Raw genomic sequence first — 22661 nt, 5'->3', positions numbered from 1 at the left:
TATTTTTTGTAAAATTGACATCTTTTTTCCTAACCTTCAAAGTTAAACGGTTAAAACCTCTTTATGGATCTACTTGAACGCCGCTCTGTTTCTGCTTTAGCGCTGATCTATTTATTCAGAATGTTAGGCCTGTTCCTGATTATGCCCGTTATCAGCGTTGCAGCTGATGGACTGGACGGAGCCGACGCCGCTCTGATAGGAACCGCCATTGGTATTTATGGCCTCACGCAAGCCAGTTTACAAATTCCGATGGGCATGTGGTCCGACAAAATCGGCCGTAAGCGCGTCATCGTAATTGGTCTTTTGTTGTTTGCTGTAGGGAGCTTGATTTGCGCCAATGCCCATGACATTACGACCTTAATTGTTGGGCGAGCAGTGCAAGGGGCAGGGGCTATTGCGAGTACTTTGATGGCCCTATTGAGTGATGTAACAAGAGAGCAAAACCGCACTAAGGCTATGGCGCTGGTCGGTGTGAGTATTGGCGCGTCTTTTATGTTGTCCTTGGTTTTAGGGCCATGGTTATTTGCTCTGATAGGCCTTTCTGGCCTGTTTTATTTGTCTTTTGCACTATCTTTACTGGGCATACTCTTGATCCTTTTTGCTGTGCCGAATATCGTCCAACATACTTTTCGACGTGATACGACACCAAGTCTTACCGCTTTGGGTTTGGTATTAAAAGATTCCAAGCTGCGCTTTCTTAATGTGAGTGTCTTGTTGCTGCATGCAAGCTTGACGGCGATGTTTGTGACGGTGCCCAACTTATTAATTGAGCAGTTTGGTTTACCCTTATCTGAACACAGTTTGTTATACTTGGCGATCATGGGTTTTGCCTTTGTTGGTATGCTACCATTAGTGATTATTGGCGAATCAAAAGGCAAAATGAAAGGCGTCTTAATCGCTGTATTCATTTTGTTAGGGGTAAGTGCAATAGCGTTGCAATGGACGCCTTATTTGTGGGCTTTTTCAGTCTTACTGTGCGTCTATTTTGTTGGTTTTAATTCACTAGAAGCGATTTTACCATCCCTAGTGAGTAAACTGGCTCCAGTAGGTTATCGTGGAACGGCCATGGGTGTGTTTTCTACTCACCAATTTATGGGGTCGTTTCTAGGCGGTATTGGTGGCGGCTGGTTGTTACAACACCATTCTAATGATGGTGTTTTTTGGGTAGTGGGTGTTGTATTTTTGGCTTGGTCTCTCGTTTGTTTGACTCAGCCAGCGCCTCGTCAATTGAGTGGTTTGGCGTTTAGCTTACCTAATATGAATAATGAAGAAATAGCAAAGTTAGCGGATCAACTTGCGGAAATCCAAGGAGTGGAAGGCATGCAAATTTTTAAAGATGAGCAAACGGCTTATCTGAAAGTCGATAAAAAATTATTAGACAAAGATGCGTTGAGGCGAATAGCACCTCAGGTTCATCTTTAATAACACCTATTTATCTTTTAGTTGGAGAAAAGCCTCATGGCACGTGGAATTAACAAAGTCATCTTAATCGGTAACGCAGGCAATGATGCTGAAGTGCGTTTTATGCCTTCAGGTGCAGCCGTTGCTAATGTTAACTTAGCAACAACAGAAAGCTGGCGTGACAAGCAAACAGGGCAAATGCAAGAACGTACAGAATGGCACCGAGTGTCTTTTATGGATCGTGGTAATTTTCGTCTTGGTCAAATTGCTGGCGACTTCATCAAAAAAGGTTCTAAAGTCTATGTAGAAGGCTCTTTGCGTACCCGCGAGTGGGAAAAAGATGGCATCAAACGTTATACGACTGAAATCATAGCGAATGAAATGCAATTGCTAGATGGTCGTGGTGATAATGCCGGCCAACAGCAGCAAGGTGGTTACGATTCTATGCAGGGCGGCGGCTATGGCCAAGCGCCACAGCAATCTGCGCCACAACAAGGTGGCTACAATCAAGCGCCAGCTCAGCAACCTGCTGCGCCAGGCGGATTCAATCAGCCGCAAGGTGGATACGGTCAAGCGCCACAGCAAGCCGCGCCGCAACAAGCGGCCCCTCAGCAAGCAGCGCCACAGTCTTTTGGTAGCTGGGGCAATGCGCCACAGCAGGCGCCTGCTCAACCAGCACCACAGCAGCGCGCGCCACAGCAACCAGCGCAACAGCCAAAGCCACAACAAGCGCCAAACTTTGATGACTTTGATGATGATATTCCATTCTAAAACAGGAATGTTTTACCACCATTAAAGTGATAAAGGCTCCTTTCAGGGGCCTTTATTGCTCTATAGTGGTGTGCTAAATATGATGGTTAAATCAAAGAGGGTATAAGTTGTGAACGACGAAGATGAAACGTCTTTGTTCGCGCAAGAAGTGGCGGGTATTAAGCCACTTAAAAAAAGCGAAGTGTATCTGGGTAAGAAAGGCCCTCAGGTCGACTTCTCCGCTCGCCAAAAGGCAGCGTTGATCGCTAAAGAGGCGGACAGGAATCATTTGTCGCAAGACTATGTTGAACGAGTTGAGCCCAATGATGTGCTTGAATATAAGCGTTCTGGTGTGCAAGACGGGGTGTTCAAGCGTCTTAGGCAAGGAAAATACGGTATTGAGGCGCGCTTAGATTTGCATCGACATACCGTTGCTCAGGCACGAGAGCAGGTGTTTCAGTTTGTAGATGACTGTATGCGCAATGATATTCGTGTTGCGATTATTGTGCATGGGAAAGGAGATCGTACGCCAGATCCTGATGGTCGTGCCATGATTAAAAGCCATATTAACAAGTGGTTGCAAGAGCTTGATGCTGTGATGGCGTTTCATAGTGCACAACGTCACCACGGAGGTTTGGGGGCGGTGTATGTACTTTTTAAAAAGACGGAAAAAGCACGTCTAGATGACTGGGAAAAACATCAAAAACGCTAAGGTCTTATTTCGTTTTACAAAGGGCGGCCTACGTTAGTTCGTGCAGTAAATGCCATATTTTTGCTATAATCCCGCCACTTTGCTGTCTTGAGTTTATCCAAGCTGCCCTAAAATAATGTAATTATCGTATTCTGATTCTATCGAGGTAGAGAATGGCAAATAGCACCGCGCACCATCCTGCATTTACGTTTCTTCGCAGTGAGTTTATCGATGCTCTGAACGTTACCGTTCAAGAGTTTGAGCACACAGTTACGGGAGCTAAACATTTTCACATCGCGTCTGAGAATGACGAAAACGTATTTCTAGTTGGTCTAAAAACCGTACCAACAGATTCTTGCGGCGTCGCACATATTCTTGAGCACACGGTGTTGTGTGGCTCTGAGCGTTTTCCGGTTCGCGATCCATTCTTTATGATGATTCGACGTTCATTGAATACCTTCATGAATGCTTTTACTTCTTCTGATTGGACGGCTTATCCGTTTGCCAGTAAGAATAAAAAAGACTTCCATAACCTGTTGGGTGTGTATCTGGATGCGGTGTTTTTTTCCCGCTTAGATGAATTGGATTTTTCTCAGGAAGGTCACCGTTTAGAATTTGCTGAACCCGATAATGCAGAGTCTGAATTGACGTTCAAAGGCGTTGTGTTTAATGAAATGAAAGGCGCGATGAGTTCCACCACATCCGTCTTGTGGCAAACGCTAACCAAATACTTATTCCCGAATAATACTTACCATTTCAACTCTGGTGGTGAGCCATCTGATATCCCGGATTTATCTTACCAAGATTTGTTGGCGTTTTATCGCAAGCACTACCATCCTTCGAATGCAGTCTTCATGACATTTGGTGATATTCCAGCGCAAACACTACAAGCTGAGTTCGAAGAAAAGGTATTGAGCCGCTTTGAGCGTTTAGACGAGCAAGTCAGTGTGCCGAATGTGAAGCGTTATTTCTCTCCTGTACGAGTGGAAGAAGGTTACGCTGCCGATGAAGTGAAAGAAGACGGCAGCCACGTGGTTGTTGGTTGGCTGTTGGGCGAAAGCACCGATCTAAATCAGCAGTTCGAAGCGCAACTTTTGTCTAGCGTCTTGCTAGATAACAGTGCGTCGCCTTTGATGCGCGTATTAGAAAATAGCGAGCTTGGTCGTGCGCCATCGCCTTTGTGTGGTCTTGAAGACAGCAACAAAGAAATGAGCTTTATGTGTGGGTTGGAAGGTGTAAAACGCGAAGATGCGCCAAAAGTAGAAGCTTTGGTCTTATCGACACTGGAGTCCATTGCAGAGACTGGTATCCCACAAGATATGGTTGATGCCATGCTGCACCAATTGGAACTCAGCCAGCGGGAAATCGGTGGTGGTAGCTATCCATATGGTTTGCAATTGATTCTGGCAGGTTTGTCGACTGCGGTTCATGCTGGTGATGTGATTGCGCAGCTTGATCTTGACCCTGTTATCACTGCGATGCGAGAGAAAGTGCAAGATCCACAGTACATCCCGAATTTAATCAAACACTTGCTGCTGAATAATGCACACCGAGTCACGATCACATTAAGCCCTGATGATGCTTTAGAAGCGCGTCGAAATCAGGCAGAGAAAGATCGCCTTAGCCAAATTAAAGCGGCTTTGTCTGATGCTGATAAACAACAAATTATTGACCGCAGTGCGGCCTTAAAAGCACGTCAGTCACAGGTTGATGACATGAGTATTCTGCCAAAAGTAGGTCTAGAAGATGTGCCTGCGCGCTTGCCTGAATACGAAAATGAGAAGGTGGAGGGGGATTTACCTATCACCTTTTACCCTCAAGGGACAAACGGCTTGGTTTACCAGCAATTAGTGATTGATCTGCCTGAATTGGACGAAGAAGAAACGGAATATTTGCCTTTGTTCTCTTCAATGATGACAGAACTGGGGATTGGAGAAGACGATTATCTTGCTGTTCAAGAGCGTCAAGCTCAAGTGTGTGGCGGTTTAGGCGCTTCTAATTCGATTCGCGCCACCATCAAAGACCGTCAGGACTTGAACGGTTACTTCATCTTGTCATCGAAAGCCTTGGTTCCCAATGTTAAGGCGATGAGTGATTTGTTGAAAGATACTATACTTAATGTGCGCTTTGATGAGGCAAGCCGAGTGAAAGAGCTGGTGGCTCAACGTCGTGCTCGTCGCGAACAGTCTATTACGGGCCAAGGTCATTCATTGGCGATGGCGGCAGCGTCCAGTGGTATTTCTGGCTTAGCTGCGCAGCAAGAGAAGTGGAGCGGCATGTCTGGTATTCGTTCGGCGATTGCGCTAGATGATGCGATGAAAGCCGACAGCAGCACTGTTGAAAATGTTTTGGCGATTTTCAAGCGTTTGCATACTAAGTTGTTGCAAGCGAAGAAACAGCTTTTACTGGTTGCAGAGCCACAGCATGAAGCGAATGTCTTGAGCGAAGTGCAGGCTGTTTTTGCTGATCTACCTATGGGGAATGGGCAGACAGCATTCTCAATAGCCCCAGTAGACTCTAAAGTAAATGTCGCTTGGTTGACATCGACGCAAGTGAACTTCTGTAGTAAGGCGTTCCGCACGGTGTTTGGAGAGCATCCTGATGTTGCAGCACTGACTGTATTGGGTGGCTTCTTGCGTAACGGTTTTTTGCATCGAGTGATTCGAGAGCAGGGTGGTGCTTATGGCGGTGGCGCAACGTTTGATGGAAGTACAGGGTCGTTCCGCTTCTATTCATACCGTGATCCACGTTTGACTGAAACCTTGTCAGATTTTGATGCCTCTATTGAATGGATGATAAATGAAGAGCACACAGAAGATGCGCTTGAAGAGGCGATTTTAGGTGTGATTGGTTCCATGGACAAGCCTAGTTCGCCTGCGGGAGAAGCGCAAAGCGACTTCTATGTGCAATTGCATGGCCGCAGTTTGGCTTACAGAGAAGCGTTCCGAGCCAAGGTCTTGGCGGTCACGGTTGAGCAGCTACAGCAAGTTGCCAAGAAATATTTGATTAAAGAAAATGAAAGTGTCGCGGTAGTAACGTCCACATCAAAACGTGCGGAACTCGAAGCGTTAGGGTTTGATATCCAAACCCTTTAAAAATAATTTAATAACAAAAATATAAAGCAGTTTTTACTGACGGAAAATTAAATGGATCAGTTTCACGATATACGCCCCTACAACGACGATGAGGTCGCCGAGGTGTTGAATAATCTGGTTAACACTCCAGATTTTATTAATACAATTATTGGTTTTCGCTTTGCGCAATGGCCTAAGTTTTTGAAGGCGCCTTTGGCCTTTGCTGTTAAATTGGCTTTAAAGCGTCAAATTGCCAATATCTCAAATGTTCATGAATTCCAAATGCGCGTTGCAAGCTATATGGAGCGCATGATCAAAACGACAACAACGAATGTCGAGTATCGAGGTATTGAAAAACTAGAGAAAGGCGTAGGCTATTTGTTCTTATCGAACCACAGAGACATTGCTATGGATCCGGCTTTTGTCAATTATGGTCTTTACTTAGCAGGTTTGGACACAGTGCGTATTGCTATAGGTGATAACTTATTGCGTCGTCCTTTTGTGTCCGATCTCATGCGTCTAAATAAAAGCTTCATCGTGAAGCGTTCTGCGAATGGTATCCGAGAAATGATGGCGGCGTTTGGCCAGCTGTCTGCTTATATCACTGAGTCGTTAATGAAAGATCAGGCCAATATTTGGATTGCTCAAAAAGAAGGGCGCGCCAAAGATGGCTTGGACCAAACGGACCCTGCGATCATAAAAATGTTTTTCATGGGGCAGAAAAAAGAGAAAGTGCCTTTCCCTGAAGCGATGGCAAATCTGAAGGTGGTTCCAGTATCGATTGCTTATGAATATGACCCATGTGCGTTTGATAAAGCGCGTGAATTGCATCAGAAATCCACTACTGGGAATTACGAAAAGGCAGAATTTGAAGATATCGATAGTATCAAAAACGGCATTGTCGGGCAAAAAGGCAAAGTAGTCGTCACTTTTGGCGATGTTATAAAAGATGGCTTTGAAACGCCTGAAGAGTTTGTTGCCGAGGTGGATCGTCAGATTATTACTAATTACGCGATTCAGTCTTCAAATGAGGCCGCGTTGGCGTTACAGCAAGGCTTACCCACAACAGACAGTGCATTCAAGAGTTACCTTGAGCGTTGCCCTGAGAACCTAAGAGAGACTGTGTTAGCAATGTATGCAAATCCATTGAAGCAACAGCAAAGATATCTGAATAAATAAACATAGGGAGTAAGCTGTCAATGAGTGCATGCGTGTCGGTAAGGTCTTGGATCGGCTCAACAATATTTGCCATTTATTACATGATGTCCACCGTTCTATTTGGTGTGCTTGCGCCTTTGGCAACGATTTTGTTGCCAAAGAATTACCGCCAGCCAGTATTGAATCTGCATAACAAAGGTCTGTTGTTTGTTTTTCGGATTTTTTGCGGTGTGAAAGTCGAGATTATTGGTCTAGAGAACATTAATAAAGATCGTCCTGTTGTGCTGGTGGCGAACCATCAAAGTGAATGGGAAACCTATGTGCTGCAAGTGCTAATGGCTCCCGTATCAACGGTTTTGAAAAAAGAGCTTTTATCCGTGCCTTTCTTTGGTTGGGGGTTGCGTATGGTTCAGCCCATTGCCATTGATCGTTCTCAACGCACTAATGCGTTGAAGCAAATTATCAGTCAGGGTAAAGAGCGTTTAGATGATGGTCGCTCTGTGCTGATTTTTCCGGAAGGAACGCGTATTGCACCAAATAAAGAGCAGGCATTTAATAAAGGAGCGGCTATGCTTGCTACTTCTGCCGGCGTGCCAATTCTTCCGGTTGTGCATAATGCTGGTTACACTTGGCCTGGAAAGAAGTGGCGTAAGTATCCAGGTTCCATTCGAGTGGTTATTGGTCCTATTATTGAATCTGAAGGGAAGAAAACGTCTGCGTTGCATGATGAGATGGATGTGTGGATGAGAGCTGAAATGGCGAAGCTTCCACGCGGAAATGATTTTTTGTATTAGCCGAATAGACGTCATAAAAAAGCCGCATCATTTGATGCGGCTTTTTTTTGTTTAGGTTTTATTTATGCAGAGTATTTTTTGAATACTAGGCTGGCGTTAGTGCCGCCAAAACCAAAGCTGTTAGACATGATTAGGTTCAAGTCTGCATTATCTTTGCGAGTTGTAACAACAGGGATGTTGCCTGCTGCTGGATCCAGCTCATCTACGTTTGCTGACGCTGTGATGAAGTTGTTTTCCATCATTAGTAAGCAGTAGATAGCTTCATGAACGCCTGCAGCACCCAAAGAGTGACCAGACAAAGACTTAGTAGAGCTAATCAGTGGGATCTTATCACCGAATGTTTCGTTGACAGCTTGAAGCTCTTTCATGTCGCCAGCAGGTGTACTTGTGCCGTGAGTGTTGATGTAATCAATATCGCCATCAATTGTGCTCATTGCCATCTGCATGCAGCGTACAGCGCCTTCGCCTGAAGGGGCAACCATGTCGTAGCCATCAGAAGTAGCGCCGTAGCCTACTAGTTCAGCGTAGATTTTTGCACCGCGTGCTTTGGCGTGTTCTAGCTCTTCAATAACAAGCATACCGCCACCGCCAGCAATAACGAAACCATCACGGTTTGCATCATAAGCGCGTGACGCTTTTTCTGGTGTATCGTTGTACTTTGAAGATAAGGCGCCCATGGCGTCAAACATACAAGTTTGAGTCCAGCTCTCTTCTTCGCCACCACCAGCAAACACGATGTCTTGTTTGCCAAGTTGAATCAGCTCCATAGCGTTACCAATACAGTGAGCACTAGTAGAGCAAGCTGAAGTGATTGAGTAGTTAACGCCTTTGATCTTGAATGGTGTTGCCAAACAAGCAGAGACAGTGCTTCCCATAGTTTGGGTTACACGGTATGGACCTACGCGCTTAACACCTTTCTCGCGAAGTGTGTCAGCAGAGTCAACAAGGTTTTTAGCGGAAGCGCCGCCAGACCCTGCTACTAAGCCTGTGCGAATATTGGACACTTGGTCTTCTGTTAAGCCCGCATCTAAAATAGCTTGTTGCATAGAAACGTAAGCGTACGTTGCTGCGTCGCCCATGAAACGGCGTACTTTGCGGTCAATGCTTTCAGCATCTAAGTCAATGCGACCACAAACGTGGCTGCGAAAGCCATGTTCTTTATAGTCCTCAGCAAAACGAATGCCGGAACGGCCTTCGCGCAAGGAGTTTAGAACGCTATCTTTGTCATTGCCTAGGCAGCTGACAATGCCAAGACCTGTTACTACTACACGACGCATAAATGTGCCTCTTTCATTCTTAATCTTTAGAAGTTATCAGTTGAAGTAAATAAGCCTACACGCAAGTCTTTTGCAGTGTAAATTTCACGACCATCAACTTTAACGCTTCCGTCTGCAATTCCCATCACTAGTTTGCGTTCAATAACACGCTTCAAGTGAATGTGAAAGGTAACCTTTTTTGCTGTTGGAAGGATTTGTCCAGTGAATTTCACTTCGCCAGAACCTAGTGCGCGCCCGCGCCCTTTATTACCTTTCCAGCCAAGAAAGAATCCTACTAGCTGCCACATCGCATCTAAGCCAAGGCAGCCAGGCATAACTGGGTCGCCAGGGAAGTGGCATGCAAAAAACCATAAGTCAGGGTGTATATCTAACTCAGCAATGATTTCGCCTTTGCCGTGTTCCCCGCCTTCAGTTGAGATGTGAGTAATGCGATCCATCATTAGCATATTGCCGACAGGAAGCTGGGCATTACCTGCACCAAACATTTCACCGTGGCCGCATTTTAATAGTTCGTCTTTTTCAAAAGATGAAGCTGTAGTCATTATAGTCCTATATCCACATCCAGCCGGTGACTCAAAATAGTCTGGTGGATTGTCGTGGTCCAGTTTGCAGTAGAAAATCCAGCTGATTATATCGGTTTGGAGCTGTAATATGAATGTTTGAACGGAAAAAAACCAAATTACCTGCATGAAAAATGATCATATTTACGTTCTTTAGAGGGTTTGGCTAGGATAAAGCTGACAAAAGGCGACTTTTTAAAGTGGTTTGTTGTTTCCTGTTAGGAGGCTTTTTTCTGCTAATATGCTTCTGCTTATTCTATTTTGGTTGTCTGGGTGCCTTTATGAGTTCGAAAAGAAATATAGATCTGTCTGTTTGGCGCTACGAATTTGATGGTGGCCATATTCAGGGGTATGTGGGGGAGGTTGATGAAAGTAGGCCAACGCTGCATTTTTTGCATGGTAATGGTTTCTCGGTAAGAACCTACCAGTCTTTTTTGGCTAAGCTCGAAGGCTATAACCTTATTATGCAGGATGCTGCTGGTCATGGTGGGTCGACAGCTGGGCATAAATTTATTGGCTGGAATAAGACCGCATCGCGCTTTGTTGACTCATTAAACGCACAGCGACCATTGTTACCGAAAAAGGAAGTGATTGGCATCGGACATAGCTTCGGTGGCTGTATGACAGCATTAATGAGTAATCAGGAACCTTCACTTTTTGATCGATTGGTTTTGTTGGATCCGGCTTTGTTTCCTCCTCGCTTAATTTGGATGATGCGCGGTGTAACGCTTTCAGGACTGAAAAGCCAAATACCGTTGGCGCGACAAGCCCGTCGTCGTCGAACTCAGTGGGAAAGTCTTGCTCAGGTAAAAAGCAGTTTTTATGAAAGAGGGACATTTAAAGGTTGGGAGCCAGATTGTTTAGAAGATTATATTGCTTCGTCTATTAAGTGTGATGAAAAAGGGCACTATCAACTGGGTTGTCCTTCTTGGATGGAGGCGGAAATTTTCTCTAGTTATCCTAAAAAACTGTGGAGCTCAATTTCGAACATTTCTGTGCCTACCTATATTATTCAAGGCAAGGATACCTTTGATTATTTTAAAGAGGCATATCGGCTAGCGGCCAGACTCAACCCAAACATTCAGGTGATTGAGGTGGAGGGCGGTCATTGCTTTATGCAGCAGCATTCTGCGAAGGCAGCATTGGCTGTAATGGATGTTTTAAGACAAAAATGACAGAAGACCAAGCTCGAGGTGAGCGGGCTTGGTCTTTTTTGATAAAGGCTAGTTTCGGCGTTTAACGGAAGCATTGGCCAAGGCAATAAGTGCTGCCTTGTAGTCTGATTCTGGCAGTGACTCGATTGCTGAAATTGCTAGGTCGGCTTGTTCCTGAGCTTGTTGTTGAGTGTATTCAATCGCACCGCAGCTCTGCACGTCCCCGATAATGGTCTCTAATTGCTCAAGCCCACCGGTTAAAATGGCTTGTCTTACTCGTGCTACCGCTTCTGGCGAGCCGTGCTTCATCGTGAAGATAAGTGGCAGGGTAGGTTTGCCTTCGGCAAGATCATCGCCAACGCTTTTGCCCATTTCTTCGGCTGTGCTGGTGTAATCCATTACATCATCTATTAGCTGAAAAGCTGTGCCAACGTGCATGCCAAACTGTCTCAACGCTTCTTGATGCTCTTGAGTAGCGCCAGCAATTACGGCTCCACAAAGTGCCGCGCCCTCAAACAGTTTTGCTGTTTTATACTGAATAACTTTTAGATAGCTTTCTTCTGTTGTGTCAGGATCGCCACAATTTATCAACTGCTGAACTTCGCCTTCAGCGATGATGTTGGTGGTCTTGGCCAAGATACTCATACATTGCATGCTGCCCACGTCGACCATGATCTGGAAGGCACGAGAGTAAAGGAAGTCGCCAACCAAAACGCTTGGTGCATTTCCCCACTCCTCATTAGCGGTCTTTTTGCCTCGGCGCATATCTGATTCATCCACTACATCGTCGTGCAAAAGTGTTGAAGTGTGGATAAATTCAATGATAGTTGCCATTTGAATGGCTTGCTCGAGTTGTGTTTTATCTAGCTCTGTACTGGCCCGTGCTGCCAATAAAACCAGCAGTGGTCTTAGGCGTTTCCCGCCATTACTAATAATGTAGTAGCCGATTTGTTCGATTAGGGGGATGTCACTACTAAGTTGTGACACAATATAATCATTAACTTGGCCAAACTCGTTGGCCACAACATCGTGTATTTGTATAGGTTGCATGCAATTTCCGAAGCTAAATAGTCTCAAGCTGATCAGCAAGTGTGCCTCATGCTAGGTAAGGCTTGTGTCAGGGTCAACCCAAATTGCGAAAAATGTATAAAGACGTTGCTTTTAGCTTGTATTGGTTGGTGTGATTTTGTACAATCTCGCGTCCGATTTACCCACATTTTGCTCCCTATCATATGGTTAGCGATTTTTGTCCGATTCGGATAAAAAGTGACTGCCACTAGAAGTAGGTCAAATTCAAATTCAGTAGCCGGGTAAATCTCATTGGAGAAGAACATGTTTGCAGTGATCAAAACTGGCGGTAAGCAATACCGTGTAGAAGAAGGCCAAACCCTTAAGGTTGAGAAATTAGCTGTTGAAGAAGGTGGCGCGATTCAGTTCGACGACGTTCTTCTTGTAAGCAACGGCGACGACGTTAAAGTTGGTGCACCAGTTGTAGAAGGCGCTAAAGTAACAGCTGAAGTTGTTGCTCATGGTCGCGGAGATAAAGTTAAAATCTTGAAATTCCGTCGTCGTAAGCATTCTATGAAGCGTATGGGTCATCGTCAGTGGTTCACGGAAGTGAAAATTACTGGTATTAACTAAGCGCTAACTATTCAAATTTAAGGAGTAAGTCATGGCTCATAAAAAGGCGGGTGGTAGTACTCGTAACGGTCGCGATTCCGAGTCGAAACGATTAGGTGTCAAACGTTTTGGTGGTCAAGTTGTGATCCCAGGTAACATCCTTGTTCGTCAGCGTGGTACACAGTTCCACCCTGGTGCTGGTGTTCAAATTGGTAAAGATCACACTTTGTTCGCTGTTGTTGAAGGCCAAGTGAAGTTTGAAGTAAAAGGTAAGTTTAAGCGTCGTACAGTTTCTGTCGTAGCTGCTTAATCACTTGCTAAAAACTTAAAAAAAGCTCCGCGACGCGGGGCTTTTTTTTTGGAAGAATTCTATAATCAGCTTTATTGAAACTGATTAAACCACCGAAGAGGTGTTACTGTGAAATTTGTTGATGAAGCCAGTATCTATGTAAGAGCAGGTAAAGGCGGAAATGGTGCGTTAAGCTTTTGGCGAGAAAAGTTTGTTGCTAAAGGTGGCCCTGATGGCGGTGATGGTGGCAACGGCGGCAGCGTTGTGTTGGTTGCTGATGAAGCTCTAAATACCTTGATTGATTTTCGTTTTACGAAAAAATACATCGCGGAAAGTGGCGAAGGCGGTCAGGGGCGAGACATGACTGGCTCCAAAGGGGCGGACTTAGAGATTAAAGTGCCTGTTGGTACGACTGTCATTGATGATGATACAGGCGAAACGCTTGGCGATCTTGTACGTGATGGGCAAAAGTTAAAAGTGGCTCAAGGTGGTCATCACGGTCTAGGTAATACTCGATTTAAGTCTAGTACTAACCGTGCACCTCGCCAAACAACCAAAGGAACGGTTGGTGAAGAGCGGACGCTGAAGTTGGAGATGAAAGTCTTGGCAGATGTGGGATTGCTAGGTCTTCCTAATGCGGGCAAATCGACGTTTATTCGCGCGGTTTCCTCTGCTAAGCCGAAAGTGGCGGATTATCCTTTTACGACCTTGGTGCCGAACCTTGGTGTGGTAAAAGTTAAAAAGCATCAGAGCTTTGTTGTTGCCGATATTCCAGGAATTATTGAAGGGGCATCCGAAGGTGCGGGCCTTGGTATTCGTTTCTTGAAACATTTGGTACGTAACCGTATTTTACTGCATATCGTTGATTTAGCGCCTTGGGATGAGATTACTCCTGCAGAAGCGGCGGTTATTGCGGTAAATGAATTGCATCAGTTCAGTCCTACTTTGGCGGAACGTGATCGTTGGTTGGTGTTGAATAAAACGGACATGGTTCCAGAAGATGAGCTGGAAGAGCGTTGCCAGAGTGTTATTGATGCGCTTGGCTGGGAAGGTAAAACTTACCGCGTTTCGGCAATATCTGGTGAAGGCACAGAAGTATTGTGTTTGGATCTGATGACAGCCCTTGATGAGCAGCGTGAATTGCTAATGGATAACCCAGAAGCACGTGAAAAAGAAGACGCGGTTCGAGCATTGATTGATGAAGAAGGCCGAAATCGTATTATGTCGTTGCGTGAGAAACGCCGTTTGGAAGGCAAAATGCTGGACGACGATGACTTTGATGATGACGATTACGATGTAGAAGTAGAGTACGTTAGCTAATCTGGTGAGTGGGAAAAAGTAGTATCATGGATATGCGAGAGAAAATAGCGAAGGCGCAGCGTGTTGTTATCAAGATCGGTAGTGCGTTATTGACCAATGATGGGCAGGGTTTAGATGTTGCTAGGATTGGTCTTTGGGTTGCTCAGATAGCTGAGTTGCGAGCGCAAGGTAAGGAAGTTGTTCTTGTTTCTTCTGGTTCTATTGCTGCTGGTATGAAACGCCTTGGTTTTTCTTCTCGCCCCACTCAGGTGAATGAGCTTCAGGCTGCGGCTGCAGTAGGGCAAATGGAGCTGGTGGGGGTCTATGAATCTCATTTCGAAAAACATGGTTTGTGCACGGCGCAAATTTTGCTGACTCATGATGACTTATCTAATCGTCGACGCTATTTGAACGCTCGATCTTCGTTGCGAACTTTGCTTGGCTTTGGCGTTGTACCCATAGTTAATGAAAATGACACAGTTGTAACTGACGAAATACGTTTCGGAGATAATGATACCTTGGGCGCTTTGGTTGCGAACTTGGTAGAGGCGGATGTATTAATTATTTTAACGGATCAGCATGGTTTATTTGATAAAAATCCTCGAGATCATAAAGATGCAACATTAATCGCTCATATTTCAGCATCGGATGATCGTCTTGAATCAATGGCAAGCGGTGGTGCTGGTTTGTTGGGTAGCGGTGGTATGTTAACGAAAGTTCGAGCGGCTCGTTTAGCGGCTCGCTCTGGCGCGGATACCTTGATTGCGTCTGGTCGCGAAGAAAATGTCATTATTCGTGTCGCCTCCGGCGAGGTGCTGGGGACTTGGCTGCAGCCTGAGCATGGTCGTGTTGCTGCTCGAAAACAGTGGTTGGCTGGACACCTTAAGAGTCGTGGTGCCTTGGTTTTAGATGATGGTGCGGTTAAAGCGCTGCGCAAAGAAGGTACCAGTCTTTTGTCTGTGGGCGTAAAAGATGCTCAAGGTACTTTTTCGCGTGGTGATATGGTGATTTGCGTTGATCAGCAAGGTGAACTGGTGGCTCGAGGTCTGGTGAATTACAGTGTGGCTGAAACGTTGAAGTTGTTGGGTCAGCCCTCTTCTTGTATTGGTGATATTTTAGGTTACAAGGGTGAGCCAGAATTAATCCATCGCGACGATTTGGTGATTATTTAAAGAGGTGGTCATGGCAAAACCGGGTAAAGTGGGATTAGAGCGCATCTTGAGTGCGTCCAAATATTCCTATCAAGGTTTACGTGCTCAGTGGAAGCATGAAGCGGCTTTTCGCCAAGAGGCGTTTTTGTTTTTGATTTCTTTGCCTTTTGCTATTTGGCTTGGTGATTCCGGTCTTGAACGCGCTGTGCTGATTTTTTCGGTAGGTATGGTGTTGATTGTTGAAACGTTTAATTCTAGCGTTGAGGCTGTAGTAGACCGTATTAGTCATGAGCATCATGAGTTGTCTGGTCGTGCCAAAGATTTGGGTTCGGCGGCTGTGATGCTGGCTTTAGTGTTGGCGGCGATTGTGTGGCTGGTGATTTTGCTCGGGTGAGGTTGTGCTTGGGCAAGTCGATAAAATTTAGATATAAAAAAACCGGCATTTGCCGGTTTTTTTATAGGTATTAGGCCAGTGCTTTGATTTTAGCACTCAAGCGGCTCTTATGACGAGCTGCTTTGTTTTTGTGATATAGGCCTTTGTCAGCGGCTTTGTCTAGCTTTGAAGTTGCTAGAACGTAAGCTGCTTGTGCGTCAGCTTGATTGCCTGCTTCGATAGCCGCATCTACTTTTTTCAAGTATGTGCGAACCATTGAACGAAGGCTACCATTGTGAGCGCGGCTTTTTACTGCTTGGCGCGCGCGTTTTTTTGAACCGGCGGAATTTGCCACGGTCTGGCTCCTTTAATTTGGAATTAGTTATGACCCAGCACTGTGCTGTGTCATGAAATGAATGTCAAGTTTTAACTTTGAAATCTCGCGGCGGATTTTACCAGTTTTTAGCGCAGTCACAACCCTATTATACAAATTTTAATCAAATGAGCTTATATATTTGGCTGCGCTCTTGCTATCGCTGGTGTTATTCTTGGCAGACCTGTCTATTGTCTAAGTCGTATTTTCTTATGTCTGAAAAAAATATCGCTACCAATAAAGCGTCTAAGTCTTTGTCTTTATTGCGTTCTGGTGTCCTAGTTTCTATTTGTACTTTTCTTTCTCGTATTCTTGGATTGGTAAGAGATGCGGCTTTAGCTTATGTTTTGGGGGCGAGCGGCAGTGCTGATGCTTTTTATGTCGCTTTTAAAATTCCTAACTTTTTTCGCCGCTTATTTGCGGAAGGGGCGTTTGCTCAAGCGTTTGTTCCTGTTTTAAGTGATTATCGAGTTAAAGAAGGCAAGGCCGAGGTGCGGGCGCTGATTTCAGCCGTATCAGGATCGCTGGCTTTGGTGTTGCTGTGTGTTACTGTGCTTTTTATGGTGTGCGCGCCTTGGGTGGTTTATGTTTTTGCTCCCGGCTTTGCCGGTGATGATGGGCAGGCTGCATTGGCATCAGATCTGTTGGTCATTACTTTTCCATATCTGTTATTTATTTCGTTAACCGCCTTGGCGGGCGGCATTTTAAATTCTCATGGTGAATACGCTGTTCCAGCGATCACACCGATTTTCTTGAATATCTCTCTTATTATTGCAACTGTGTTCTTTGCCCGCACCGCAGCGCAGGCGGAAACGGCTGTCGCTTGGGGAGTGTTTTTTGCGGGACTGATTCAGTTGATGTTTCAGGTGCCGTTTTTGGCGAGATTACGATTGCTGCCCATGCCGACGTTAGGCTTTCGTCATCCAGGTGTGAAACGAATTTTGCTTTTGATGGGGCCGGCGTTGTTTGGTGTGTCTGTCAGTCAGATTAATTTGTTGCTAGACACTGTATTGGCGTCTTTTTTACAGACAGGCAGCATTACTTGGCTGTATTTGTCTGATCGTTTGTATGAGTTGCCGTTGGGTATTTTTGCTATTGCTATCAGTACGGTGATTTTGCCTTCGTTATCACGCAGTTTTGCGGGGGGTGAAGCATCGAAGTTTTCAGAAACGCTGGATTGGGCGCTGCGAATTTTATTGCTGATTGCGATTCCATCATCGCTTGCCTTGTTTATGTTGGCTGAGCCCTTGATTGCGACAATCTTTTATCGGGGAGAGTTAACGGTAAATGATGTTCAGATGGCTGCGCAAAGCTTGCAAGCATATTCATTGGGTTTAGTGTTTATGATGTTGATTAAGGTGTTGGCTCCCGGTTACTACGCCAGACAAGACACTAAGACGCCTGTGCGTATCGGTATTATTGCGATGGTGTCGAATATGGTGCTGAATTTAATACTGGTCTGGCCGCTTGGGCATGTTGGGTTGGCTTTGGCGACGAGCTTGTCGGCTGGCTTGAATGCGTTCTTGTTATGGCGTGGCCTGTATAAAAAACAATATCATGTGTTTTCTGCTCAATGGGGGCGTTTACTGCGCATATTGTTGAGTGCTACGTTGGCACTTGGTGTGTGTTTGTACTTGTTTCTTCAACAGGGTTGGCAGTGGACGCAAATGGAAGACTTGTATCGAGTAGGCTGCACCTTGTTGGTGGTTGTTTGTGGTGTGCTGGTGTACGCTCTGGTTGCTGTGATGGCCGGATTGCGTCCTTCTACTTTAAAGCATTAGATGTCTATGATGTGTTTTTTGCTTTGATTGTGAGTTTGCACAGCTTGTTCAAGTTCTGGCCTACCTTCATTTGGTTAACTGCTATATAATCCGTGGTATTTTTTTCGACGCTGGATTTAATTGTTTTGTACGGGGTTCTATGGAGTTAATTCGCGGTATTCATAATATCCGTTCAAAGCATAAAGAATGCGTGCTGACGATAGGGAATTTTGACGGTGTTCATTTGGGGCATGGTGCAATTTTGGCACGTGCTAAAGCATTGGCTAAGCAATATGATGCTCCAGCCGTAATTATGATCTTTGAGCCTCAACCCAGAGAGTTCTTTGCGCCGGATACAGCGCCAGGTCGTATTGGCCGTCTGCGAGATAAGGTTAAGTTGTTGGAGGGTCAAGGGATTGATTATGTCCTTTGCATGCCGTTCAACCCTAAGCTTCAGCAGTTAGACGCACAAGCATTTTGTCAGCAAATCTTATTGGACGGTTTGTCGGTAAAGCATTTGGTGGTGGGTGACGATTTCCGTTTCGGATGTGATCGACAGGGCGATTTTTACTACCTGCAAGAGTTTGGTAGTCAGCATGGCTTTGATGTTGAAAATACACCATCGGTGTTAAATGCTCTGAATGAGCGAGTGAGTAGTACTTTAGTTCGAAATGCTCTAGAGCGTGGTGATATTTCCGCTGCGCAAATGAACATGGGGCACACGGTTTCGCTAAGTGGTCGTGTGATACATGGGCAGCAGTTGGGACGAAAGTTAGGTTTTCCGACAGCAAATGTACATCTTAAAGGAATTAAGGCTGCATTGTCTGGAGTGTACGCTGTGATCTTTATGGTTGATGGCGTTTCTCACAATGGTGTAGCGAATGTCGGTGTACGTCCTACTGTTCAGGGCAAAACGCCGATACTGGAAGTGCATTTACTAGATTTTACTGGTGACTTGTACGACAAATATGTGCAAGTGACTTTCTGTCATTTTATTAGGGCAGAGCGAAAAATGGCCAGCCTAGATGCGCTGGAAAAACAAATTCAATGTGATAAAGAAGAAGCGTTACGCTTTTTTGCTAATCAGTGAAAAGATGATCTTTGAGGATGAATCGATAAACCATGAGTGATTATAAACCGACACTGAATTTGCCAGATACAGACTTCCCAATGCGCGGAGATTTGGCAAAACGTGAACCTGCAATGCTTAAGCGTTGGCAGGATATGGACCTGTACCAGAAAGTACGTGATGTAAGTAAAGGCCGTAAATCTTTTATTCTTCATGATGGCCCTCCGTACGCAAATGGCAGCATTCACATTGGTCACGCGGTTAACAAAATCCTCAAAGATATTATTGTTAAGTCAAAAACTGTTAGTGGCTTTGATGCACCTTATATCCCAGGCTGGGACTGTCATGGTTTGCCAATTGAGCACAAAGTTGAGCAATTGATCGGTAAGGCTGGAACAAAAGTTTCTTATAAGGAATTTCGTGCTAAATGCCGCGAATACGCCTATACGCAAATTGAAGAGCAGAAAAAAGACTTTATCCGCTTGGGTGTGATGGGGGATTGGGAAAACCCTTATCTGACAATGAACTTTGTTACCGAAGCAAATATCGTTCGTGCTTTAGGTAAAATTGCGGAAAATGGCCATTTGGTAAAAGGTTTTAAACCTGTTTACTGGAGTGTGGTTGGTGGTTCAGCTTTGGCGGAAGCGGAAGTGGAATATCAAGATAAAACGTCTTTGTCTTTGGATGTGCGTTATGCGCCGCAAGATGAAGCCGCGTTGCTTGCTAAATTCGCAGATGTTGAGGGCGAAGGTAAGGTTTCTGTTGTGATCTGGACGACGACACCATGGACACTGCCTGCCAGCCAAGCGGTTTCTATTCATCCAGAGTTCAATTACGCCTTGGTTGAAGTGGATATGGGCTTGGGCAAAGAGCGTCTTATCCTTGCTGAAGACATGGTTGAAGGTGTGATGTCTCGCTACGGCGTCACTGACTTCCGCATAGTGGGTCGCACTGTTGGTGCGGAACTGGCTGGTACTGAGTTGAATCATCCGTTCCTAGAGCGTGATATTCCCGTTATTTTGGGTGAGCACGTCACCACTGAAGCGGGTACGGGTTGTGTACATACCGCACCTGACCACGGCGTAGATGACTTTAACGTCGGTCGTGAAAATGGCATCGGTACGATCAATCTTGTGCAAGACAATGGTGTTTATTCCGATGCGGCTGGTGAATTTGCTGGTTTGCACGTCTATAAAGTAGATGGTGCTGTGCTTGAAGCGCTAAATCGTAATAACGCCTTGGTATTTGAATCTAAGATCTTCCACAGTTATCCACACTGCTGGCGTACTAAAACGCCACTGATTTTCCGTGCAACACCTCAGTGGTTTATCAGCATGACCAAAGAAGGTTTGCTAGATGCTGCTAAGCATGCTGTCGAAGGTGTGAAGTGGGTCCCAAGCTGGGGGCAAAACCGTATGGAAGGAATGTTGAATAACAGTCCTGACTGGTGTGTGTCTCGTCAGCGTACTTGGGGTGTGCCAATTGCTTTGTTTATCAACAAAGAGACTCAAGAGCTTCATCCTGAGACGCCTCGTTTGATTGAGGAAGTCGCTAAGCGCATCGAAGTGGAAGGCATTGACGCTTGGTTTGAAATGGATGCAGAAGAGTTGTTGGGTGCTGAAGCTGAAAAATACAGCAAGGTAACTGATACCTTGGATGTATGGTTCGATTCTGGTGTGACTCACTACTCTGTTATTGATCAGCGTGATGAATTGAGCTTCCCTGCCGATTTATACCTAGAAGGTTCAGATCAGCATCGTGGTTGGTTTCAATCATCTTTAAAAACATCGATTGCAGTGCGTGGTGTGCCGCCATACAAGCAAGTTTTGACGCACGGTTTTACTGTGGATGGCGACGGCCGCAAAATGTCCAAGTCTCTGGGTAACGTATTGTCACCTCAGAAAGTGATGGACACGCTAGGCGCAGATATCATCCGTTTGTGGGTGGCGGCAACGGATTACACCACGGAAATGACGGTGTCTGATGAAATTCTTAAGCGAGTAGCAGACTCTTATCGTCGAATCCGTAATACCGCGCGCTTCATGATGGCAAACTTGAATGGCTTCAATCCTGCTACCGATATGGTGTCTTCTAAAGACATGATTGCATTGGATCGCTGGATTGTAGACCGTGCGGCTTTATTGCAAAAAGAGTTGAATACGGCCTACAACGAATACCAATTCCATACTGTGAACCAGAAAATCCAGAACTTCTGTTCTGTGGATTTAGGTGGCTTCTATTTGGATGTCATCAAAGACCGTCAGTACACGACACAAAAAGACAGCTTGGCACGTCGTTCTGCGCAAACGGCGCTTTATCATGTGATGGAAGCGTTCTCTCGTTGGATTGCGCCTATTTTGAGCTTTACGGCTGATGAAATTTGGCAAACATTGCCAGGTGAGCGTGGCGAGTCTGTTTTCTTAGAAACATGGTATGAAGGCCTTGAAGAGCTTTCAGGTGAAGAGCCTATGGGGCGTGAATTCTGGAAGCAAGTTCTTGAGGCTAAAGTAGCGACCAATAAAGTGTTAGAAGCCGCTCGTAGCGAAGGTAAGATGAAGGCGAGTTTAAGCGCGAATATCACACTTTATTGTGATGATGCTTTACAAGCAACATTGAACCGTCTTGGTGAAGAATTGCGCTTCGTCTTGATCGCCTCTGACGTTAAGGTGTTGCCTTTGTCTGAAGCTGGTGATGGTGCTGTCGCGACAGATCTTGATAGCCTGAAAGTACATGTAGAATTGAGTAAATACACTAAATGTGTGCGTTGCTGGCACCATCGTGAAGAAGTGGGCAAACGAGAAGCGCACCCTGAATTGTGTGATCGTTGTATCTCTAACTTGCCAGATGGAGAAGGTGAACAACGCCTTTACGCTTAATGACAGCTTTAATTGTGTGGCAACGAGTTCAGCGCTGGTGGGCGCTGGCTCTTATCCTTTTTGCTTTGGACTGGATGACAAAGCAGTTAATTTCGTCCAATTTGTTTTATGGACAAGAGATTGCTGTTTTTCCATTCTTTGACCTGACCTTGAGGTACAACACTGGTGCTGCGTTCAGCTTTCTCGCGCAAGCGGGAGGGTGGCAGCGTTGGTTCTTCTCGTTGATCGCATTGGCTGTAGCTGTTGGTATCAGTTGGCGATTGGTTAAAATCGCAGAGACAAATCGCCTAGAATCACTGGCCCTGACATTTGTGCTGGGCGGTGCCATTGGTAATCTTTACGACAGATTGGTGTATGGCCATGTTGTAGATTTTCTACAATTCCATTGGCAGCAGTCATGGTATTTCCCTGCGTTTAATCTAGCGGATACTGCTATTACTATAGGTGTTATTTTAATGTTGCTTGAAGGCTTCGTGACGAAAAAGCAGGAAGGTACAAACAAATGAACGTAATTACGGCAACAAGCCGAGTCACTCTGCATTTTGAGTTGTCACTTGAAGATGGCCAAATCGTTGATTCAAATTTTTCTAAGGCGCCAGCCAGCTTCGTGTTTGGCGATGGCAGTTTGTTGCCAGACTTTGAAGCGGCTTTATTAGGAATGTCTGCAGGACAAGAGGCCTCTTTTGTTATGCCCCCAGAAAAAGCTTTCGGTGCGCATAACGAAAGCAATATCCAGCGTATGCCTCGGTCTCAGTTTTCAATGGACCTAGAAGAAGGCATGGTTGTGTCTTTTGCCGATATGAGTAAAAACGAGCTACCAGGTGTTATCGCTGAAATTGGTGAGCAGGAAGTGATCGTTGATTTTAATCATCCTCTTGCTGGGCGCTCGCTAACATTTCGAGCTCAGATTGTTGATGTAGAGGAGGTCGCATGAGCTTTGCTATTCAATTAGCGAACCCACGCGGCTTTTGTGCTGGCGTTGATAGAGCAAT

At 45.4% G+C, this 22661-nt stretch carries 22 protein-coding genes (1 of these 22 only partly in view); 18 read left to right on the top strand and 4 right to left on the bottom strand.

What is annotated here, in order from left to right; translation table 11 throughout:
* Positions 1–63: 63 nt before the first annotated feature.
* The 6 genes from C1X04_RS17225 to C1X04_RS17200 all read left to right on the top strand — a co-directional run bounded on the left by C1X04_RS17225 (position 64) and on the right by C1X04_RS17200 (position 7868).
* Positions 64–1422, top strand: a complete 1359-nt coding sequence (locus C1X04_RS17225) for an MFS transporter (RefSeq protein WP_137170575.1) — start codon at positions 64–66, stop codon at positions 1420–1422.
* A 36-nt stretch (positions 1423–1458) separates the two neighbouring features.
* The gene (gene ssb / locus C1X04_RS17220) at positions 1459–2172 is read left to right on the top strand and encodes a single-stranded DNA-binding protein (protein ID WP_110577387.1); all 714 of its coding nucleotides are present in this window, start codon (positions 1459–1461) and stop codon (positions 2170–2172) included.
* A gap of 109 nt (positions 2173–2281) precedes the next feature.
* Positions 2282–2863 carry a DNA endonuclease SmrA gene (smrA, locus tag C1X04_RS17215; protein ID WP_137170574.1) on the top strand — a complete coding sequence of 194 codons (582 nt, stop codon included), beginning with the start codon at positions 2282–2284 and terminating at the stop codon, positions 2861–2863.
* A 152-nt stretch (positions 2864–3015) separates the two neighbouring features.
* Positions 3016–5937 (top strand): insulinase family protein, encoded by a 2922-nt coding sequence (locus C1X04_RS17210; protein WP_137170573.1) that lies wholly within the window; start codon positions 3016–3018, stop codon positions 5935–5937.
* 51 nt (positions 5938–5988) lie between these two features.
* Entirely contained in the window at positions 5989–7095 is a 1107-nt protein-coding gene (locus C1X04_RS17205) for a 1-acyl-sn-glycerol-3-phosphate acyltransferase (RefSeq protein WP_110577390.1), read from the top strand.
* Positions 7096–7127: 32 nt separating this feature from the next.
* Entirely contained in the window at positions 7128–7868 is a 741-nt protein-coding gene (locus C1X04_RS17200) for a 1-acyl-sn-glycerol-3-phosphate acyltransferase (protein ID WP_254682291.1), read from the top strand.
* A 62-nt stretch (positions 7869–7930) separates the two neighbouring features.
* On the opposite strand, the gene fabB is transcribed toward C1X04_RS17200, so the two are convergent.
* Positions 7931–9145: a beta-ketoacyl-ACP synthase I gene (gene fabB / locus C1X04_RS17195; protein ID WP_110577392.1), complete on the bottom strand. Its 1215-nt coding sequence runs from the start codon at positions 9143–9145 to the stop codon at positions 7931–7933.
* Positions 9146–9171: 26 nt separating this feature from the next.
* Positions 9172–9687, bottom strand: a complete 516-nt coding sequence (fabA, locus tag C1X04_RS17190; protein ID WP_110577393.1) for a 3-hydroxyacyl-[acyl-carrier-protein] dehydratase FabA — start codon at positions 9685–9687, stop codon at positions 9172–9174.
* A gap of 299 nt (positions 9688–9986) precedes the next feature.
* Between fabA and C1X04_RS17185 the strand changes: the two genes are divergently transcribed.
* The gene (locus C1X04_RS17185) at positions 9987–10880 is read left to right on the top strand and encodes an alpha/beta fold hydrolase (protein WP_110577394.1); all 894 of its coding nucleotides are present in this window, start codon (positions 9987–9989) and stop codon (positions 10878–10880) included.
* 48 nt (positions 10881–10928) lie between these two features.
* On the opposite strand, the gene ispB is transcribed toward C1X04_RS17185, so the two are convergent.
* Complete coding sequence (ispB, locus tag C1X04_RS17180; RefSeq protein ID WP_110577395.1) at positions 10929–11909, bottom strand: octaprenyl diphosphate synthase; 981 nt, start codon at positions 11907–11909, stop codon at positions 10929–10931.
* A gap of 282 nt (positions 11910–12191) precedes the next feature.
* Between ispB and rplU the strand changes: the two genes are divergently transcribed.
* The 5 genes from rplU (at position 12192) to C1X04_RS17155 (ending at position 15612) form a co-directional block, all read left to right on the top strand.
* On the top strand, positions 12192–12500 hold the full coding sequence (gene rplU / locus C1X04_RS17175) for a 50S ribosomal protein L21 (protein ID WP_110577396.1): 309 nt from the start codon (positions 12192–12194) through the stop codon (positions 12498–12500).
* 31 nt (positions 12501–12531) lie between these two features.
* The gene (gene rpmA / locus C1X04_RS17170) at positions 12532–12789 is read left to right on the top strand and encodes a 50S ribosomal protein L27 (RefSeq protein WP_110577397.1); all 258 of its coding nucleotides are present in this window, start codon (positions 12532–12534) and stop codon (positions 12787–12789) included.
* A 108-nt stretch (positions 12790–12897) separates the two neighbouring features.
* The gene (gene cgtA, locus C1X04_RS17165) at positions 12898–14088 is read left to right on the top strand and encodes an Obg family GTPase CgtA (RefSeq protein ID WP_110577398.1); all 1191 of its coding nucleotides are present in this window, start codon (positions 12898–12900) and stop codon (positions 14086–14088) included.
* Between the two features lie 26 nt (positions 14089–14114).
* Positions 14115–15239 carry a glutamate 5-kinase gene (gene proB, locus C1X04_RS17160; protein ID WP_137170572.1) on the top strand — a complete coding sequence of 375 codons (1125 nt, stop codon included), beginning with the start codon at positions 14115–14117 and terminating at the stop codon, positions 15237–15239.
* Between the two features lie 10 nt (positions 15240–15249).
* On the top strand, positions 15250–15612 hold the full coding sequence (locus C1X04_RS17155; protein ID WP_110577400.1) for a diacylglycerol kinase: 363 nt from the start codon (positions 15250–15252) through the stop codon (positions 15610–15612).
* A gap of 70 nt (positions 15613–15682) precedes the next feature.
* Here C1X04_RS17155 and rpsT read toward each other — a convergent pair whose 3' ends face one another.
* Positions 15683–15946, bottom strand: a complete 264-nt coding sequence (gene rpsT / locus C1X04_RS17150; protein WP_012071893.1) for a 30S ribosomal protein S20 — start codon at positions 15944–15946, stop codon at positions 15683–15685.
* 230 nt (positions 15947–16176) lie between these two features.
* On the opposite strand from rpsT, the gene murJ reads away from it, so the two are divergent.
* The 6 genes from murJ to ispH form a co-directional block, all read left to right on the top strand.
* Positions 16177–17745, top strand: coding sequence for a murein biosynthesis integral membrane protein MurJ (gene murJ, locus C1X04_RS17145; RefSeq protein WP_110577401.1), 1569 nt, complete (start codon positions 16177–16179; stop codon positions 17743–17745).
* Between the two features lie 139 nt (positions 17746–17884).
* Positions 17885–18814, top strand: a complete 930-nt coding sequence (gene ribF / locus C1X04_RS17140) for a bifunctional riboflavin kinase/FAD synthetase (protein ID WP_110577402.1) — start codon at positions 17885–17887, stop codon at positions 18812–18814.
* A gap of 32 nt (positions 18815–18846) precedes the next feature.
* A complete protein-coding gene (gene ileS, locus C1X04_RS17135) occupies positions 18847–21669 on the top strand; it encodes an isoleucine--tRNA ligase (RefSeq protein WP_137170571.1) in 2823 nt (940 codons plus the stop codon).
* The gene (lspA, locus tag C1X04_RS17130) at positions 21669–22175 is read left to right on the top strand and encodes a signal peptidase II (protein WP_110577404.1); all 507 of its coding nucleotides are present in this window, start codon (positions 21669–21671) and stop codon (positions 22173–22175) included. The genes ileS and lspA overlap by 1 nt, the downstream gene beginning before the upstream one ends.
* Entirely contained in the window at positions 22172–22603 is a 432-nt protein-coding gene (locus C1X04_RS17125) for a peptidylprolyl isomerase (RefSeq protein WP_137170570.1), read from the top strand. The genes lspA and C1X04_RS17125 overlap by 4 nt, the downstream gene beginning before the upstream one ends.
* A protein-coding gene (gene ispH / locus C1X04_RS17120; protein ID WP_110577406.1) for a 4-hydroxy-3-methylbut-2-enyl diphosphate reductase crosses the window boundary here: on the top strand, positions 22600–22661 show its start. Its footprint extends 889 nt past the window's final position; the window shows 62 of its 951 coding nt (coding positions 1–62); the start codon lies at positions 22600–22602; its stop codon lies off the right edge, out of view. The genes C1X04_RS17125 and ispH overlap by 4 nt, the downstream gene beginning before the upstream one ends.

This window comes from Marinomonas sp. FW-1 (assembly GCF_005222245.1).
Taxonomy (GTDB): Bacteria; Pseudomonadota; Gammaproteobacteria; order Pseudomonadales; family Marinomonadaceae; genus Marinomonas; species Marinomonas alcarazii.
Note: the sequence above shows the minus strand (reverse complement) of the source record. Positions and strands in the feature narration are given on the sequence as shown.

Excerpts from the sequence above, each read along its gene's own strand:
- C1X04_RS17225 (WP_137170575.1), top strand. The coding sequence starts at position 64 with ATGGATCTACTTGAACGCCGCTCTGTTTCTGCTTTAGCGCTGATCTAT.
- ssb (WP_110577387.1), top strand. The coding sequence starts at position 1,459 with ATGGCACGTGGAATTAACAAAGTCATCTTAATCGGTAACGCAGGCAAT.
- C1X04_RS17210 (WP_137170573.1), top strand. The coding sequence starts at position 3,016 with ATGGCAAATAGCACCGCGCACCATCCTGCATTTACGTTTCTTCGCAGT.
- C1X04_RS17205 (WP_110577390.1), top strand. The coding sequence starts at position 5,989 with ATGGATCAGTTTCACGATATACGCCCCTACAACGACGATGAGGTCGCC.
- fabB (WP_110577392.1), bottom strand. The coding sequence starts at position 9,145 with ATGCGTCGTGTAGTAGTAACAGGTCTTGGCATTGTCAGCTGCCTAGGC.
- fabA (WP_110577393.1), bottom strand. The coding sequence starts at position 9,687 with ATGACTACAGCTTCATCTTTTGAAAAAGACGAACTATTAAAATGCGGC.
- C1X04_RS17185 (WP_110577394.1), top strand. The coding sequence starts at position 9,987 with ATGAGTTCGAAAAGAAATATAGATCTGTCTGTTTGGCGCTACGAATTT.
- ispB (WP_110577395.1), bottom strand. The coding sequence starts at position 11,909 with ATGCAACCTATACAAATACACGATGTTGTGGCCAACGAGTTTGGCCAA.
- rplU (WP_110577396.1), top strand. The coding sequence starts at position 12,192 with ATGTTTGCAGTGATCAAAACTGGCGGTAAGCAATACCGTGTAGAAGAA.
- rpmA (WP_110577397.1), top strand. The coding sequence starts at position 12,532 with ATGGCTCATAAAAAGGCGGGTGGTAGTACTCGTAACGGTCGCGATTCC.
- proB (WP_137170572.1), top strand. The coding sequence starts at position 14,115 with ATGGATATGCGAGAGAAAATAGCGAAGGCGCAGCGTGTTGTTATCAAG.
- C1X04_RS17155 (WP_110577400.1), top strand. The coding sequence starts at position 15,250 with ATGGCAAAACCGGGTAAAGTGGGATTAGAGCGCATCTTGAGTGCGTCC.
- murJ (WP_110577401.1), top strand. The coding sequence starts at position 16,177 with ATGTCTGAAAAAAATATCGCTACCAATAAAGCGTCTAAGTCTTTGTCT.
- ribF (WP_110577402.1), top strand. The coding sequence starts at position 17,885 with ATGGAGTTAATTCGCGGTATTCATAATATCCGTTCAAAGCATAAAGAA.
- ileS (WP_137170571.1), top strand. The coding sequence starts at position 18,847 with ATGAGTGATTATAAACCGACACTGAATTTGCCAGATACAGACTTCCCA.
- lspA (WP_110577404.1), top strand. The coding sequence starts at position 21,669 with ATGACAGCTTTAATTGTGTGGCAACGAGTTCAGCGCTGGTGGGCGCTG.
- C1X04_RS17125 (WP_137170570.1), top strand. The coding sequence starts at position 22,172 with ATGAACGTAATTACGGCAACAAGCCGAGTCACTCTGCATTTTGAGTTG.